Source organism: Persicimonas caeni (assembly GCF_006517175.1).
Lineage (GTDB): Bacteria > Myxococcota_A > Bradymonadia > Bradymonadales > Bradymonadaceae > Persicimonas > Persicimonas caeni.
Genome location: NZ_CP041186.1, coordinates 7,422,500 through 7,436,836, shown reverse-complemented (window position 1 = coordinate 7,436,836; position 14,337 = coordinate 7,422,500). Strand labels below are relative to the sequence as shown.

Below are 14,337 nucleotides of genomic sequence, written 5' to 3'. Positions count from 1 at the left end.
CATGTCCGAAGACACGAAAGAAGAGCAAGAATACAAATTTTTCAAAGTATTGGCCGACGACAAGCTCGCCGAGGGCGAAGGCAAAGAGGTGCGCGCCGGGCTCAAGAAGGTGGCGATCTTCAAGTACGAGGGCGAGGTTCACGCCATCCAGAATTTCTGCCCGCACGCCGGCGGCCCGCTGGGCCTGGGCGAGTTCTCCAACGGCGTGGTGCGCTGCCCGCGCCACCACTGGGGCTTCGACGTCAAAACGGGCGCGTGTCGCACGAACCCGCGCTACAGCACCCGCCGCTACCCCACCCGCGTCGAAGACGGCTACATTTTGGTCGGCGTGCCCGACGACGGCAAGCTGGTTTAGTCGTTCTCAGTCTTTCGTGGCGCGCGAGACGTCGGCGGCGAAGACGAACTCGCGCACCCGCTCGTCTTCCGACTCGAGCAACGAGGCCGGCGCGCCCTCGGCGATGATCTCGCCGTGATGCAACAGCGCGACCTTGTCGGCGATGCGGAAGGTCTGGGCCATGTCGTGGCTGATGATGACGCTGGTGACGTCGAACGCCTCCTGCGTCTCGACGATCATGTCCTCGACGTATTTGGCCAAGATGGGATCCTGGCCGGTGGTCGGCTCGTCGTAGATCATCAGCTTGGGCTCGGTCAGCAGCGCGCGGGCGAGTGAGACGCGCTTTTGCTGGCCGTTGGAGATCTCGTTGGGAAAGTCGTCGCGCACCTTCGACAGGCGCAACTTGTCGAGGATGTCGTCGACGCGCGGCGCGGCTTCCGATTGGCTCATCGTGCCGCGGGCGACCAGCGGAAAGGCGACGTTTTCGGCAACCGTCATCGAGTCGAAGAGCGCGGCGTGCTGGAAGAGCATACCGATCTTGGTGCGCATCTCGCGAAGCTCACTCTCGCTCATCTTCGACAGGTCATTGCCGAAGACCTCGACCTTTCCGCGGTCGGGCTGAAAGAGCCCCAGGATATGCTTCATCATCACGCTCTTCCCGGAGCCCGAAGCGCCGATGAGAATCGTGATCTTGTCCTTGGGCAGCGTAAACGACACGCCTTTGAGCACGTCGTTGTTGCCGAACGACTTGTAGACGTCGGTCACGCGCACCGTGTACTCGTAATCCTCCCCAAACTCGGTCGACGCGGCGGTGTCGGCGCTGATGTCGGTCTTGTTCGCCCCCGCCAACAACTTCTGGATGCGCTCGTCGTCGCTCTTGCGAATCTCGTCGGGCGGCCCGTGGGCGATGATCTTGCCGCCGTACAAGATGGCGATGCTGTCGGCCAGACGCATCGTCGAGGCGATGTCGTGGCTGATGATGACGCTCGTCAGCCCGAAGCGCTCGGTGATGTCGAGGATCATGTCGTCGACGAACTCCATCATGATCGGGTCGAGGCCGGTGGTGGGCTCGTCGAACAGGACGACTTCGGGGTTGGGGATGATGGCGCGCGCAAGTGAGACGCGCTTTTTCATGCCGCCGGAGAGCGACGGAGGATACGCGTCGAGCACGTGGCCCAGGCCCAGGTCATCGAGAATCTCGGCGGCGCGCTCCTCGGCCTCGCCGATGGACATGGCTTTGTTTTCGACCAGCGGGAAGGCGACGTTTTCGAGCACCGTCATCGAGTCGAAGAGCGCGTAGTTCTGGAACAGCGTGCCCACGCGCTTACGCTGACGGTCGAGGTCGACGTCGCCCAGCTCTTTGGTGTCGTTACCAAAGAGCATCACCTGCCCCTCGTCGGGCTTGAGGAGTCCGTTCATGTGCTTGATGAGCACGGACTTGCCGGACGCCGAGGCCCCCATGATCACGGTGATCTCGCCGGGCGTGATGGTGAGGGACAGCCCGTCGAGCACCGTCTCGTCGCCAAACGACTTGTGGACGTCGCGCAGCTCGATGATCGGCTCGCCGCCGTCGACGGGCCACCGCTCGACGTCGGGCACGAGCAGGTTCTTGCGGTCTTCGGCCGCCTGCGCGGGCGTGTTCGAATTTTGCTCGCTGGCTTCGGTCATGACGTACGGGCCAAACTGCGGTACAAAGAAAACACTGAACGGCAACTCGAAGAGCACCGGACCAAGACTACGCAATGGCAACAGCAACGATCGACGAGCTCAGCGACGCAAATTTCGACACCGAGGTGCTCAAGGCCGACCGTCCGACGTTGGTCGAATTCTGGGCGCCGTGGTCGAGCGCTTGCGAGCGCGCCGAGGCGGGCCTCGAGGCAGTCGCGGCCGATTTCGAGGAGACGGTGCGCACCGTGCGCATCAACGTCGACGACAATCCTCAGACCGCCAGTAACTTCAGCGTGACCAACCTGCCCTCGTACGTGCTGTTCGCCGACGGCCAGACGGTCGCACGCGTGACCGGCTCGGCCTCCAAGCGCACCCTGCGCCAACTCTTCGAGCAGGCGGCCGGTTGAAAGGGCTGCGGCCCAATCATCAGGCCATGAGCGGCTTTCGGCGCATGCTCACATTGAGCAGCAAGCCGAGGGCGAGCATCATCGTCAGCAACGAGCTGCCCCCGTAGCTCAGCAAGGGAAGCGTCAGCCCGACGACCGGCAACATGCCGGTGACCATGCCCAGGTTGACGACCACATGCCAGAAGATGAGCGCGGCCACCCCCACACCGACATGTGCGCCGAATCTGTCCCTCGCGGCGCTCGAGATGCGTAACGACCATAGCAACAGCGCCATGTAGACGCCGAGCAAAAAGAGCATGCCGGCAAAGCCGTGCTCCTCGGCCCAGTTGGCGGCGACGAAGTCGTTTTCGTGCTCGGGCACAAAGCCTTTTTGAATCTGAGTCCCTTCGACGTGGCCCTTGCCCCACATGCGCCCCGATCCGAAGGCGATGATCGACTGGCGCACCTGCCAGGATTTGCCGTACTCGTCGTCGTCGAGGTTGAGGAACGAGATCACACGGTCCTTCTGGTACTCCTTGAGGCCGAAACTCCAGACAAAAGGCAGCGAGACGAGCCCGGCGAGCACGACCGCCAGGATGGTCTGCCAGCGAACGCCCTCGAAGAGCGCCATCGTGCCGAAGATCGCCAAGATGACCAGCGAGGTGCCCAGATCGGGCTGGATGAGCACGAAAAAGACGCCAAAGCCCACGATCCCCAGCGGCTTGGCCAGTTGGAACAGCCCGTAGGGTTCGGATCGGTCCTGATCGTGGAAAAAGCGTGCGGTGACGATGATCACCGCCACTTTGAGCAGCTCGGAGGGCTGCATCATGAAGAAGCCGAAGTTCAGCCAGCGCTTCGAGCCGTTGAGCTCGGTGCCGACGAGCAAGACGGCGACCAGGAGGAAGACGACGGCGCCGAAGATAATATAGGCCCAGCGCGCAATCACGCGGTAGTCGACAAGCGCGACCAATCCGACCAGCCCCAGCCCGGTCAGAAACCAGATGGCTTGGCGAGTGTGCAGCGCGAAGCCGCCGGTGGCGCTCGCCGCGCTGTACAGGTTGAGCACGCCCAGGCCGCCGAGGGTGCCCACGATGAGCAGCAGCGGCCAGTCGATGCGCTCGAAGAGGAGCTGCAGTTTTCCGGACGGTCCCTGCATCACTGCGCCTCGCTGCCAATGGAGTCGTTGGTCGTGTTCGGCATGGTGTTCATCGACAGCTCGTCGTCTTTGTCGAAGTACTCTTCGAGCACTTTCATGGCCACCGGGGCGGCCTCGCTGCCGCCGTGGCCGGCGTGCTCGAGGAAGACCACGACGACGATTTCGGGGTTGTCGCTTGGCGCATAAGAGGCAAACCAGGCGTGGTCGCGAAGCTGGAACTCTTTGTCGCGGTTGGCCACGCGTACCGCCCCGATGGAGTGAACCTGGGCGGTACCGGTCTTGCCGGCCACTTTGACGTTGTCGAGCCGCTTCGAGTACGCGGTGCCTCCATCCTCCTGGACGACGGCTTCGAGCCCGCGCTTGATCGTCTCGAGCGTCTCGTCCTCGATGTCGAGGCGTCGGCGCACCTTCGAGGCGAACTCGAACAGCGTGTCACCGCCGGCGCTGCGGATATCTCTGACGAGCTTCGGATAGTAGAGCTTGCCGCCGTTGGCGATCGCGGCGTAGGAGACCGCTGCCTGCAACGGAGTGACGAGCGTGTCGCCCTGCCCGATGACCGTGTTCAGGGCAAAGCCGTACTGGAAGCCCTCGGGGCTATGCTTTCGATGCCATTCCTTGGTGGGGACCCGGCCGGCGCTCTCGTAGTTGATGGGAAGTCCGGTCTTCTCGCCAAAGCCGAACTCGTAGCCGTACTCGGCCAAGGTGTCGATGCCGAGTTGGTCGGCGACCTGGTAGTAGTAGACGTCGCACGAGCCCTTGAGCGCCTCGACGACGTCGACGTGACCGTGGCCGCCCCATTTCCAGCAGCGGAAGCGGCGCCCGCCGAATTTGTAGGCGCCGTAGCAAGTCACCTCGCTGTCGGTGCTCATCAAGCCTTCTTCGAGCGCGGCCGCGCTGGACACGGTCTTGTAGATCGACCCGGGGAAATAGGCGCTGACCGTCTTGTCGAGCATCGGCTTGAACGGGTCGTTGTCGGTCCGCATCTTCTCGAGCGACGACAGACGCCCCGTCCAAGAGTTCGGGTTGATGCTCGGCTTGCTGTAGAGCGCGAGCACGCTGCCGTCGCGCGGGTCCATCGCCACGACCGCCCCCGACGGATATTTGCGCATCGCCTGGTCGATCGACTCCATCAGATCGGCGTCGAGCGTGGTCACCAAGTCGCGCCCGGGCACCGGTTTGACCTCTTTGTAATCGCCGATCAGAAAGCGCGTCTGCGCCTCACCCTGCGGGATGCCGTGCGCGTCGACGACCTGACGATCGATCCCTGGCGAGCCTCGCAAAACCTCCTCGAACGCGCGTTCGAGTCCCATGCGCCCGATATAATCTCCGGGGCTGTAGCCGTAGGCTTCGAGGCGTTCGAGCTCACTCTGGCCCGCCTCGGCCAAGAAACCGATGGCGTGGGCGCCGACATGATTGAGCGGATAGTGTCGATGGGAGTTGGCACGCACTTCGACGCCGGGAAGGCGCATCTTGTCGGTCTCGAGCGCGGCGACCTGCGCGCGGGTGGCGTCGCGGCGTACGAGGACCTCCGAAGCGTTGGCCTTCGCTCGCTGAGCGATGCGCTCGACCTCTCCTTCCGACAGGTGCAAGTAGCGCTGCAACAAGTCGAGGGTCTTGTCGGTGTCGTGCTTCCGGAAGATGTGCGGAAGCACGTAGATGTCGAAGGAGGGGCGATTCTCGGCGAGCACGCGGCCATTGCGGTCCAAGATCCGGCCGCGCGGGGCGCGCAATTCGATGTCCCGGATGATGTTCTCGGAGCTCGACCGATAAAATTCGTCGCCTCGGATGATCTGCAAGTACCAGAGGCGAGCGATGATGCACAAAAAGGCGAACGCGAAGCCGGCGATCAACCAGATATACCGGCCGCGGTAGTTATCGATACCGCCGCCCTGGCGGCGTTTCGGGATGTGAGACGATCCTGCCATCGACTACGTCAAACCTCTGCCGATTTCACAACAACCCTCTGCGCTTGCGATCCGAATGGGGGTCGACCGCCCGATCGAGGCGCGTCAGCAGCGCCCCCAGCGGCCACACGACCAGAGCCGCGCCGAGCGCCCCCGGAAGGGTACCCCAAAGGAGCGACTCCAAGAGCACCGTGTTGGGCTCGAAGACCAAAAGAGCGACGGCCATGACCGCCGTCTGGATCACCACCGTGACCATGGCAAGCACTGCTTGCGAAAAGCCCCAGTCCGACTGGATATTCCCGCGCGCCAGTTGCAGCGCGAAGAAGACGAAGACCAGCGAGAGCGAATAATAGCCCGGCGGACCCACCACCAGCCATTCGATGGGGATCAGCAGCCCGGCGAGGACGAATGCGCCCCCGACGAAGTCGCGGCGCAGCGCTAAGAAGATCGTCAGCGCGACTGCAGTCTGCAGCGCCCAGCCGTCGACGCCAAAAGCCGCCAGAAGCGCGCTTTCGAGCACCAGTACGCCCATTGCGACCAGCCATGTAAGCCATGACGGCATAACGCCCTACTTCGTGCCGGTGATGACAAAGACTTCTTCGAGCCGCGAAAAGTCGACGGCCGGCTCGAGGCGTACCTGCTGGAAGAGCCCTCGCTCGGCGTTGTCGACGGCGGTCACCGTGCCGATGACGAGCTCCTTGGGAAAGACTCCGCCTTTGCCGCCGGTAACCATGACGTCGCCCTCGCGCATCTCGTCCTTCTGGTTCAGATAGGAGACGCGGGCGAGGTAGTCGCGCTCGTGACCCAGGCCCTCGACGATGCCGGGGGCGCGGTTTCGTTGACTGACCGCGTCGATGCGGCTTCTGGGGTCGGAGACGATGATCACCTCGGCGAATTGGCCGTAGACCTCGTGAATCTGGCCGACAACACCGCTGGCGACCACGACAGGCTGGCGCGGCTTTAGCTTCTGGTTCGACTCGAGCTTGAGGCGCAATACTCGAAAGTAGGGGCTGATATCTCGGCCGACCACGCGCGCCGGAACCATCTCGAACTCGGGATGGCGCTTCTTGAAGCCGACGAGGTCGCGAAGGCGGGCGTTCTCTTGGAGCACGCCAATCAGCCGTGACTTCTCCTCGCGAAGCCGGGCGACCTCCTTGCGAAGCTTTTCGTTCTCGTCGGCCAACTCTCCGTCGACCAGCCGCGCCCAGGCATCTCCCAACCAGCCTACCGAGCGATAGGCGCCCAGTTCAGTCCAGGCGAGGCCGCTGCGCACCACCTGAACAGGCTTGCTCGACGGCTCGTGACCGACTCGGGCGTCTCCCGCCGAGGCGAGCATGACCAGCGGAAGCGCCACCAAGAGGAGCGCTACGAGCTTGGGTCGATGGTTGCTCAAAAAATCGTACATAATCGCGAGTCTTGCGCCCCGGCCAGTTCAATGCGCCCGGTTCGAGTTGCGGATGGGCTCTGCTTGCGGTCAGTTTGTCTCGGTCGAGGCCTCAGTAGCTGTTATCGGCCACTTCTCGCAGCAGCTCGATCTCGTCGAGAGTCTGGCCGCTGCCGAGCACGACCGAGGACATGGGGTCGTCGGCGATCAGCACGGGCAGACCGGTCTCCTCGCGCAGGAGGATGTCGAGGTTCTTGAGCAGCGCGCCGCCCCCGGCCAGCACGATTCCCTTGTCGACGATATCCGCCGAGAGTTCCGGCGGGGTGCGCTCGAGCGCGATGCGCACGGCTTCGACAATGGCGTTGATGGGTTCTTGGAGCGCGTCGCGGATCTCGTCGGAGTTGACCTCGAGGGTCTTGGGCAGGCCGGCGACCAAGTCGCGGCCTTTGACCTCCATGGTCATGACCTCGTCGGTGGGATAGGCGGTGCCGATGGTGCACTTGATCATCTCGGCGGTGCGCTCGCCGACGAGCAGGTTGTACTTGCGCTTCATGTGCTGGACGATCGCCTCGTCCATCTTGTCGCCGCCCACGCGCACCGACTGCGAGTAGACGATGCCCGACAGACTGATGACGGCGACCTCGGTGGTTCCGCCACCGACGTCGACAATCATGTTGCCCGACGGCTCGGCGATGGGAAGGCCCGCGCCAATGGCGGCAGCCATCGGCTCCTCGATGAGGTAGACCTCGCGGGCGCCGGCCTGCTCGGCCGACTCGCGCACGGCGCGCTTTTCGACCTCGGTGATGCCGAATGGCACGCAGATGACGATGCGGGGGCGCATCAGCTTGCGGCGGTTGTGCGCGCGTTGGATGAAGTAGCGCAGCATCGCCTCGGTGATCTCGAAGTCGGCGATGACGCCGTCCTTCATCGGCCGAATCGCCACGATACTGCCGGGGGTTCGCCCCAACATCTCCTTGGCTTCGCGGCCCACCGCTTTGACGCTCTTGCCTCCGCGTGCATCCTTTCGAACAGCAACAACCGAAGGCTCACTACACACGATCCCCTTGCCCTTGGCGTACACGAGGGTGTTCGCCGTCCCCAAGTCGATGGCAAGATCGTTGGAAAAAAGGCCCAGCAGCTTGTTGACAACCATGGCTGACTTACTTAAGCCCGGAGCACATCGACGATGTGTCCGGCCTTGTATGGATGAAAAACGAGTCGCGACCGCCGCCCTCGAGGGCATTCGGTCGGGAAAAGCGTCCGAATAGACGCGGCTACAGCGACGTTCCACTATCAGAGGAACGTCCCGGTTCACAAGATCGGAAGATTCCCGAACTGCCGTCCCTTGCAATGGGGGGGAGCAGTCGTTAACATCTGCCGCCTTTCGTTATAGGCACCAAACTTGTTATGCGCGTATTTTATTCGACGCGCAATTTTCAGCCAGACATCTAACCAAGCTTTTTCGATACAGAAAAGTCCACAGGGAGCACGTAACCAATGCTAGAAGACGTCCGCCGCGCAGCAAGAAGTGGCTTCTCCTATATACTGGTTGCTGGTCTGATCGTCATCTTCGCCTTTTTCTTCGGCGTGCCCGCTGACAGTTGTGGCGGCGGCGCCCCCGGCGCCCGGCGTCACGTAGCCAGCGTTGCCGGCGAAGATGTGCATACTGATGATCTCAACGTCATCTACAACCGCGTTTACGGTACCCGTGACCGCGGTGACGAAGCCCAGATTCAGCGGCAGCAGGCCCAAGCACTCAAAGCATACCTGATTATCGAGTTGCTTGCACACAAAGCTCGCGAAGCTGGACTGCGTGTCAGCGACGAGGAGTTCAAGGCGTTTATGGCCAACCCGGCCACGCACCTGTCGTCGTTCGAGACGACCAACTACATGCGCTCGCCGATGAATATCCCGGAGCTTCGCGCCGCCTACGGCAACCAAGGCAGCTGGGATGGTACCTTCTATAAGCGCTACGTCCAGAATATGTTGCGCGTCAGCCTGCCCGACTACGAGCAGTTCAAGCGCGAGGAGATGCTGGCGCGTAAGTATCTGACTCTCATGGAGATGCAGATCGGCGTGCTTCCTCAGGAAGTCGAGAACCTCGATCAGATCCGCAACACCAAGTTGAACCTGGAGTTCGTCAAGTTCCAGCCCGAGCAGCTCGCCGAGCATGTTCAGGTTACCGACGAACAGGTCCAGCAGTTCATCGCCAACAACAAGGACAAGGTCGAGAAGTATTACGAGGAAAACCAGGCCGACTACGAGACGCCCGAGAAGCTCGCCGTGCGACGCATCTACATCGAGCGCGGCGCTGAGGTCGACGGCAAGACCGCCGAGCAGCGGTTTACGGAAGCCAAGAAGCGCATCGAAGGCGGCGAGGACTTCGCCACCGTGGCCGGCGAGATCAACGACGCTCTCAAGGCCGAGCAAGGCTTCATGAAGCTCACGTCGGCCGAAAACATGAGCCAAGACATCGTCGAAGCTCTCGAAGGCGTCGAGGTCGGCGACTTCCGCGAAATCAAAAACGACACCGAGTTCATGCTGGTGAAGCTCGAGGAGCGCCAGGAAGCGGTCAAGACGCCGCTCGCCGACGTGCAAAACGAGATCGCCCGCGACCTTCTGCAGCAAGAAAAGGTCGACGAACTCGTCGCGAAGATGAGCGAGAAGCTCGTGGCAAAGGCCAAAGAGGCAGGCTCGCTCGAGAAGGCGCTCGCCGAACTCGAGCCGAAGATGAACGGTGAAGGTGAAGGTACCGATGCCGAAGGCGAAGGTGAGAAAGGAGCTCTCGCCATCGTCGCTCCCGACACCCTGCCCTGGTCCGCCGTCGAGGTTGGCACCACCGGCGAGTTCACCCTCGAAGGCCAAGACCTGTCGAGCATGTTCCGCGGCCAGCTTCCGCCGGGAGTCTCGCTGGGACGCTCGCCGTGGGACCGCATCCCCAAGATTGGTCAGAGCCGCAAGCTCGCCGTCGACGCCTTCACCAAGCTCACCGAGGAGAAGCCGCTCGCCGAGAAGCCCTACGCAGTCAACGACACCAAGGTCGTCGTTCGCCTGAAGAGCAAGACGACGCCGGATGCATCTGCGGACAAGGCCGAAGGAGGCGATGAGAAGCCTGCTGCCGGCGCCGACGACGAACTGCTGGCCGAGCTTCGCGACGAGAAGGTCCAAGGCCTGCTTGGCCGCTGGGAGCTTCTCTTCGCCAGCCCGTCGATGGACTACGGCCCCTGGCTCGAGCAACAGTACGAGCAGGCCGTCAAGTCGGGTGTCATTGATCTCGAGTCGGCTAATGACCCGATGGTCGCCATGATCGACCCGACGGCAGTCGCAGCGACCGCTGAGGGCGCCGAGGGCGCGCCCGTCGAGCTCAGCCCGACCGAGGCTCCGGCTCAGAAGGAAGCCGGCGACGAGAAGGAATGACGCTTCCTGCTCGCTGCTAGCGAAAAGCCCCGCCCGGCTCTCAGGCCGCGGCGGGGCTTTTTGTTTAGTGGAGTGACACCACTAGCTATTTATTCTTTTGCTTCCTTGCTCTTTTGTCTCCTTGCTCTTTTGCTTCTTTGCTCCTTTGCTCAAGAAACACGAAAGGCCCTCAAAATCTGAGGGCCTTTCGTGTTTCTTCGAAGAGCGGGAGACCGGATTTGAACCGGCGACTTCAACCTTGGCAAGGTTGCACTCTACCGCTGAGTTACTCCCGCATGTAGTGCCCGGCTTTTCGGCGTTGGGCGAGCCGTCGAGGCCTCTTTCGAGGGCCTCGTGTAGAGCGGGAGACCGGATTTGAACCGGCGACTTCAACCTTGGCAAGGTTGCACTCTACCACTGAGTTACTCCCGCATGTTTCCCGGAGGGGAGGAGCTTCTGGGCGACGCGAATGCGGCCTTTGTTGAAGGCCTGCGTGTAGAGCGGGAGACCGGATTTGAACCGGCGACTTCAACCTTGGCAAGGTTGCACTCTACCACTGAGTTACTCCCGCATGGGGCGTCGCTCGAAGCCCCGGATTACCTCCGGGACGGAGGGTTATAGGCGAGGCAACAGGACCTGTCAACAAGATTTCGAAAAAGTTGTCGACGGCCTCAGTATCCCTCGTTCTGATCATCGAAACGCTCCCCCGCAGAGTCGTATTCCGCCCCGTCCTCGCCGGCTCCTGGCGTAGTCCCGCTAGGCTGAACCTGTTGCAGCTTCTGGAGGTTGGGGGTCGGAATTCTGTTGAGCTTCGGGGGCTGAACCGGAAGCTTGATGCGATCGTTGGGGATCCGGAACTTCGACGTGTCGATCTTCGGATTCAAGCGCGCCGGCTCGTTCTGATCGTCGGCCGCTTCGTCCTCGCCGACTTCCTCGTCATAAGCCTCATCGGGATGCTCCTCCTCGATGACGACGACTTCGCTGTCGTCTTCAGGCTCCCACTCCTCATCGGCGATCTCGTCGCCCTCGACGATTTCAGGCTCGTCTGGCAACTCGTCGACCGCAGGGTCCTCGACGGGCTCCTCCTCGTCGTCGACCTGCCTCACCGGGGCGGCTTCAGCATTTGCGGCTTCGTTGCCCGGACCGCCCTGATAAGGGCGAAACGACCCCGAACCGCCCTGCCCGCCGCTCTCAGCAGACTCAGGCTGCGACGACTCGTCTCCCGAGAGGGCATAGACCGTCACGCCAACGGCAGCGAGCACGGCGACGATGACGACGCTGAGGCGATTGAAGCTACGCGAGCGCCCTCGGGGGCTGTCGGCCCCTGGACGGGCCGGAGTGCCGCCGTCAGCGGAGTCAGACGATGCAGACGCCGCGGCGTTCTCGACGACCAACTCGAAGCTGCCGTCGTCGGCCTGACGAGCCTGTACATCACTGCTCTTGGCTTGATGTTCGCTAGGGTCCTTGTCCTGATTAGCAGTCATTCAGTCTCCTGCCGCTGGGGCGCCTGGCCACGCCAATAACGTGTGGACGGGCCAATCGTAGCAGACTGTGTGACGATTCACGAAGCGCAGCCTGCCAAAACTGGTTCCCGCAAAAATAATGCCGGCCCTGGCGTCGCGCCAGGGCCGGCATCACTGCTGTTGGCTTATCGCCAGCGCTTACTGAGCTTCTTCGAATTCGGCGTCGATGACGTCGTCATCGTCGTCGTCGCTTCCGCCCTCACCGGCTTGCGCGCCGCCGGGTGCAGCGCCCGGTCCTGCTGCGCCGGGAGCGCCGCCCGAGGCCTTGTACATCTCCTCGGCCGCCTTGTGCAGGACTTGCTCGAGCTCCTCCATCTTGGTCTCGAGAGCGTCGTAATCGAGCTCTTCGAGCGCCTTTTCGAGCGCCTCGACCTTGGAGGTGATCTCCGCCTTCTGATCGCCGGCGAGGTTGTCGCCCTGCTCGTCGATGAATTTGCGGGCCGAGTGTACGGAGACCTCGGCCTTGTTGCGAAGCTCGGCCTGCTCCTTTTTCTGCTTGTCCTCTTCGCGGTGCTCCTCAGCCTCGCGCACCAGGTTATCGACTTCGTCATCGCTAAGACCGGAGGAAGATTCGATGCGAATCTTTTGCTCTTTGCCGGTCGCCTTATCCTTGGCGGACACGTGCACGATGCCGTTGGCGTCGATGTCGAAGGTGACCTCGATCTGCGGCACACCACGCGGGGCGGGCGGGATGCCCTCCAGGTTGAATTTGCCCAGCGTCTTGTTGTCCGCGGACATGGGGCGCTCGCCCTGGAGCACGTGGACGGTCACCGAGCCCTGGTTGTCGCTGGCGGTGCTGAAGATCTCGCTCTTCTTGGTCGGGATCGTGGTGTTGCGCGGGATGAGCGTCGTCATCACGCCACCGAGGGTCTCGATGCCGAGCGAGAGCGGAGTGACGTCGAGCAACAGCACGTCGCTGACTTCGCCGCTGAGCACACCGGCCTGAACGGCGGCGCCGAGCGAGACCACCTCGTCGGGGTTGACGCCCTTGTGCGGCTCTCGGCCGAAGAACTCGGTCACTTTCGACTGGACCAGCGGGATACGCGTCGAGCCACCGACGAGGATGACCTCATCGATGTCACCCACGCTCTTGCCGGCGTCGTCGAGAGCGGCCTGGCACGGCTCGAGGGTGCGCTTGACGATGTCTTCGACCATCGACTCGAACTTCGCACGGGTCAACTTGACGTTGAGGTGCTTCGGTCCACTCTGGTCGGCGGTCAGGAACGGCAGGTTGATGTCCGTCTCGAGCACGCTCGACAGGTCGATCTTGGCCTTTTCGGCAGCCTCTTTGAGGCGCTGGAGCACCATCTTGTCTTCGCTGACATCGATGCCCGTGTCCTTTTTGAACTCGGTGATGAGCCAGTCGATGATGGCGTCGTCGAAGTCGTCACCACCCAAGTGGGTATCACCGTTGGTGCTAACCACCTCGATAACGTTTTCGTCGACCTCGAGAATCGAGATGTCGAAAGTACCACCGCCGAGGTCGTAGACGGCCACGAGCTGCTCTTCGGTCTGGTCGAGTCCGTAGGCCAACGCGGCCGCGGTCGGCTCGTTGACGATACGCTTGACCTCGAGGCCGGCGATGCGCCCTGCGTCCTTGGTCGCCTGACGCTGAGCGTCGTCGAAGTATGCCGGCACGGTGATGACCGCCTCGGTGACTTCCTCGCCTAGGTACTCCTCGGCGGCGTCCTTGAGCTTCATCAGGATCTTCGACGAGATCTCCGGCGGGCTGTACTTGCGCCCTTTGACTTCGATGTGGGCGTCGCCGTTTTCCGCCTCTACGAGGTGGTACGGCATGCGCTTCACTTCATTTTTGACCTGCTCATACTTGCGGCCCATGAAGCGCTTGACCGAAAAGATGGTCTGCTCGGGGTTGGTGATCGCCTGGTTGCGCGCAATGCGTCCGACGAGCACATCTCCGTTTTCATCAAAGGCGACCACCGACGGAGTCGTGCGGGCGCCCTCCTGGTTCGTGATCACCTCCGGCTCACTGCCTTCCATGATCGCAACCACGGAGTTTGTGGTACCGAGGTCAATTCCGATTATTTTTCCCATACGATACTCTCCTGCGTGTCACGAAATCGCTTCAAATTACGGGTGCGTCAAGTGGGGCGAACTGGCGACGGGGTCCCAGACCCGTCCATCCGGGCGTGACAGGCGCGGGTTTCCCGGATTCGCCTCCACCCGCGTCAATCTTGTTCGACGGAGAACTTAGACACCAATTCGCGCAAGGCAAGGCCCGCGCCTCAGGCGGCTTCGGTTCCGTCAGAAGAACCTTCGGCCGAGCCGCCACTGCCTGCTGAATCGTCACTGCTCGAAGACGAGCTGTCCGACGAGGAATTGCCCGTCGAAGACCCGCCGTAATCGGTGACGTACCAGCCACTGCCTTTCAAGTGAAAGTTGCCCCCGGAGATCAACCGCTCGATCTGAGCTTCTCCGCACTCGGGGCATGCATCGGGGTTGGGATCGTTGAATCCGCGCAGATCTTCAAAGATATGTCCGCACGACTTGCACTCGTACTTGTAGATTGGCATGGCCTACTACCTCGTACAACTGTTGCCTACCAGTCAGTTTGGGGTTCGTTGC

General features: G+C 62.2%; 12 protein-coding genes and 3 tRNA genes. 3 read left to right on the top strand and 12 right to left on the bottom strand.

The window, feature by feature from the left end:
• Nucleotide 1: 1 nt before the first annotated feature.
• Entirely contained in the window at nucleotides 2-355 is a 354-nt protein-coding gene (locus tag FIV42_RS27615) for a Rieske (2Fe-2S) protein (protein WP_141200819.1), read from the top strand.
• A 6-nt stretch (nucleotides 356-361) separates the two neighbouring features.
• On the opposite strand, the gene FIV42_RS30435 is transcribed toward FIV42_RS27615, so the two are convergent.
• Nucleotides 362-2,002: an ABC transporter ATP-binding protein gene (locus FIV42_RS30435; protein WP_168210988.1), complete on the bottom strand. Its 1,641-nt coding sequence runs from the start codon at nucleotides 2,000-2,002 to the stop codon at nucleotides 362-364.
• Between the two features lie 74 nt (nucleotides 2,003-2,076).
• Between FIV42_RS30435 and FIV42_RS27605 the strand changes: the two genes are divergently transcribed.
• Nucleotides 2,077-2,409, top strand: coding sequence for a thioredoxin family protein (locus tag FIV42_RS27605; protein WP_141200818.1), 333 nt, complete (start codon nucleotides 2,077-2,079; stop codon nucleotides 2,407-2,409).
• Between the two features lie 19 nt (nucleotides 2,410-2,428).
• Here the strand turns inward: FIV42_RS27605 and rodA are convergent, their stop codons facing one another.
• From rodA to FIV42_RS27580, 5 genes are all read right to left on the bottom strand, one after another.
• Nucleotides 2,429-3,544, bottom strand: a complete 1,116-nt coding sequence (rodA, locus tag FIV42_RS27600; protein ID WP_141200817.1) for a rod shape-determining protein RodA — start codon at nucleotides 3,542-3,544, stop codon at nucleotides 2,429-2,431.
• On the bottom strand, nucleotides 3,544-5,469 hold the full coding sequence (gene mrdA / locus FIV42_RS27595; protein ID WP_141200816.1) for a penicillin-binding protein 2: 1,926 nt from the start codon (nucleotides 5,467-5,469) through the stop codon (nucleotides 3,544-3,546). The genes rodA and mrdA overlap by 1 nt, the downstream gene beginning before the upstream one ends.
• A 25-nt stretch (nucleotides 5,470-5,494) precedes the next feature.
• The gene (locus FIV42_RS27590; RefSeq protein WP_141200815.1) at nucleotides 5,495-6,010 is read right to left on the bottom strand and encodes a hypothetical protein; all 516 of its coding nucleotides are present in this window, start codon (nucleotides 6,008-6,010) and stop codon (nucleotides 5,495-5,497) included.
• A 6-nt stretch (nucleotides 6,011-6,016) separates the two neighbouring features.
• On the bottom strand, nucleotides 6,017-6,853 hold the full coding sequence (gene mreC / locus FIV42_RS27585) for a rod shape-determining protein MreC (RefSeq protein WP_141200814.1): 837 nt from the start codon (nucleotides 6,851-6,853) through the stop codon (nucleotides 6,017-6,019).
• 91 nt (nucleotides 6,854-6,944) lie between these two features.
• A complete protein-coding gene (locus FIV42_RS27580) occupies nucleotides 6,945-7,985 on the bottom strand; it encodes a rod shape-determining protein (RefSeq protein ID WP_141200813.1) in 1,041 nt (346 codons plus the stop codon).
• Nucleotides 7,986-8,329: 344 nt separating this feature from the next.
• Between FIV42_RS27580 and FIV42_RS27575 the strand changes: the two genes are divergently transcribed.
• Nucleotides 8,330-10,249 carry a SurA N-terminal domain-containing protein gene (locus FIV42_RS27575; protein ID WP_141200812.1) on the top strand — a complete coding sequence of 640 codons (1,920 nt, stop codon included), beginning with the start codon at nucleotides 8,330-8,332 and terminating at the stop codon, nucleotides 10,247-10,249.
• A gap of 203 nt (nucleotides 10,250-10,452) precedes the next feature.
• Here FIV42_RS27575 and FIV42_RS27570 read toward each other — a convergent pair.
• The 6 genes from FIV42_RS27570 to FIV42_RS27545 all read right to left on the bottom strand — a co-directional run bounded on the left by FIV42_RS27570 (nucleotide 10,453) and on the right by FIV42_RS27545 (nucleotide 14,285).
• Nucleotides 10,453-10,524, bottom strand: a tRNA-Gly gene (locus FIV42_RS27570).
• A gap of 64 nt (nucleotides 10,525-10,588) precedes the next feature.
• Nucleotides 10,589-10,660: transfer RNA gene (locus tag FIV42_RS27565), tRNA-Gly, on the bottom strand.
• Nucleotides 10,661-10,727: 67 nt separating this feature from the next.
• A tRNA-Gly gene (locus tag FIV42_RS27560) sits at nucleotides 10,728-10,799 on the bottom strand.
• Between the two features lie 100 nt (nucleotides 10,800-10,899).
• Nucleotides 10,900-11,712 (bottom strand): hypothetical protein, encoded by an 813-nt coding sequence (locus tag FIV42_RS27555; protein WP_141200811.1) that lies wholly within the window; start codon nucleotides 11,710-11,712, stop codon nucleotides 10,900-10,902.
• 177 nt (nucleotides 11,713-11,889) lie between these two features.
• Complete coding sequence (dnaK, locus tag FIV42_RS27550) at nucleotides 11,890-13,806, bottom strand: molecular chaperone DnaK (protein ID WP_141200810.1); 1,917 nt, start codon at nucleotides 13,804-13,806, stop codon at nucleotides 11,890-11,892.
• A 191-nt stretch (nucleotides 13,807-13,997) separates the two neighbouring features.
• Nucleotides 13,998-14,285, bottom strand: a complete 288-nt coding sequence (locus FIV42_RS27545; RefSeq protein ID WP_141200809.1) for an FmdB family zinc ribbon protein — start codon at nucleotides 14,283-14,285, stop codon at nucleotides 13,998-14,000.
• Between the last annotated feature and the right edge of the window lie 52 nt (nucleotides 14,286-14,337).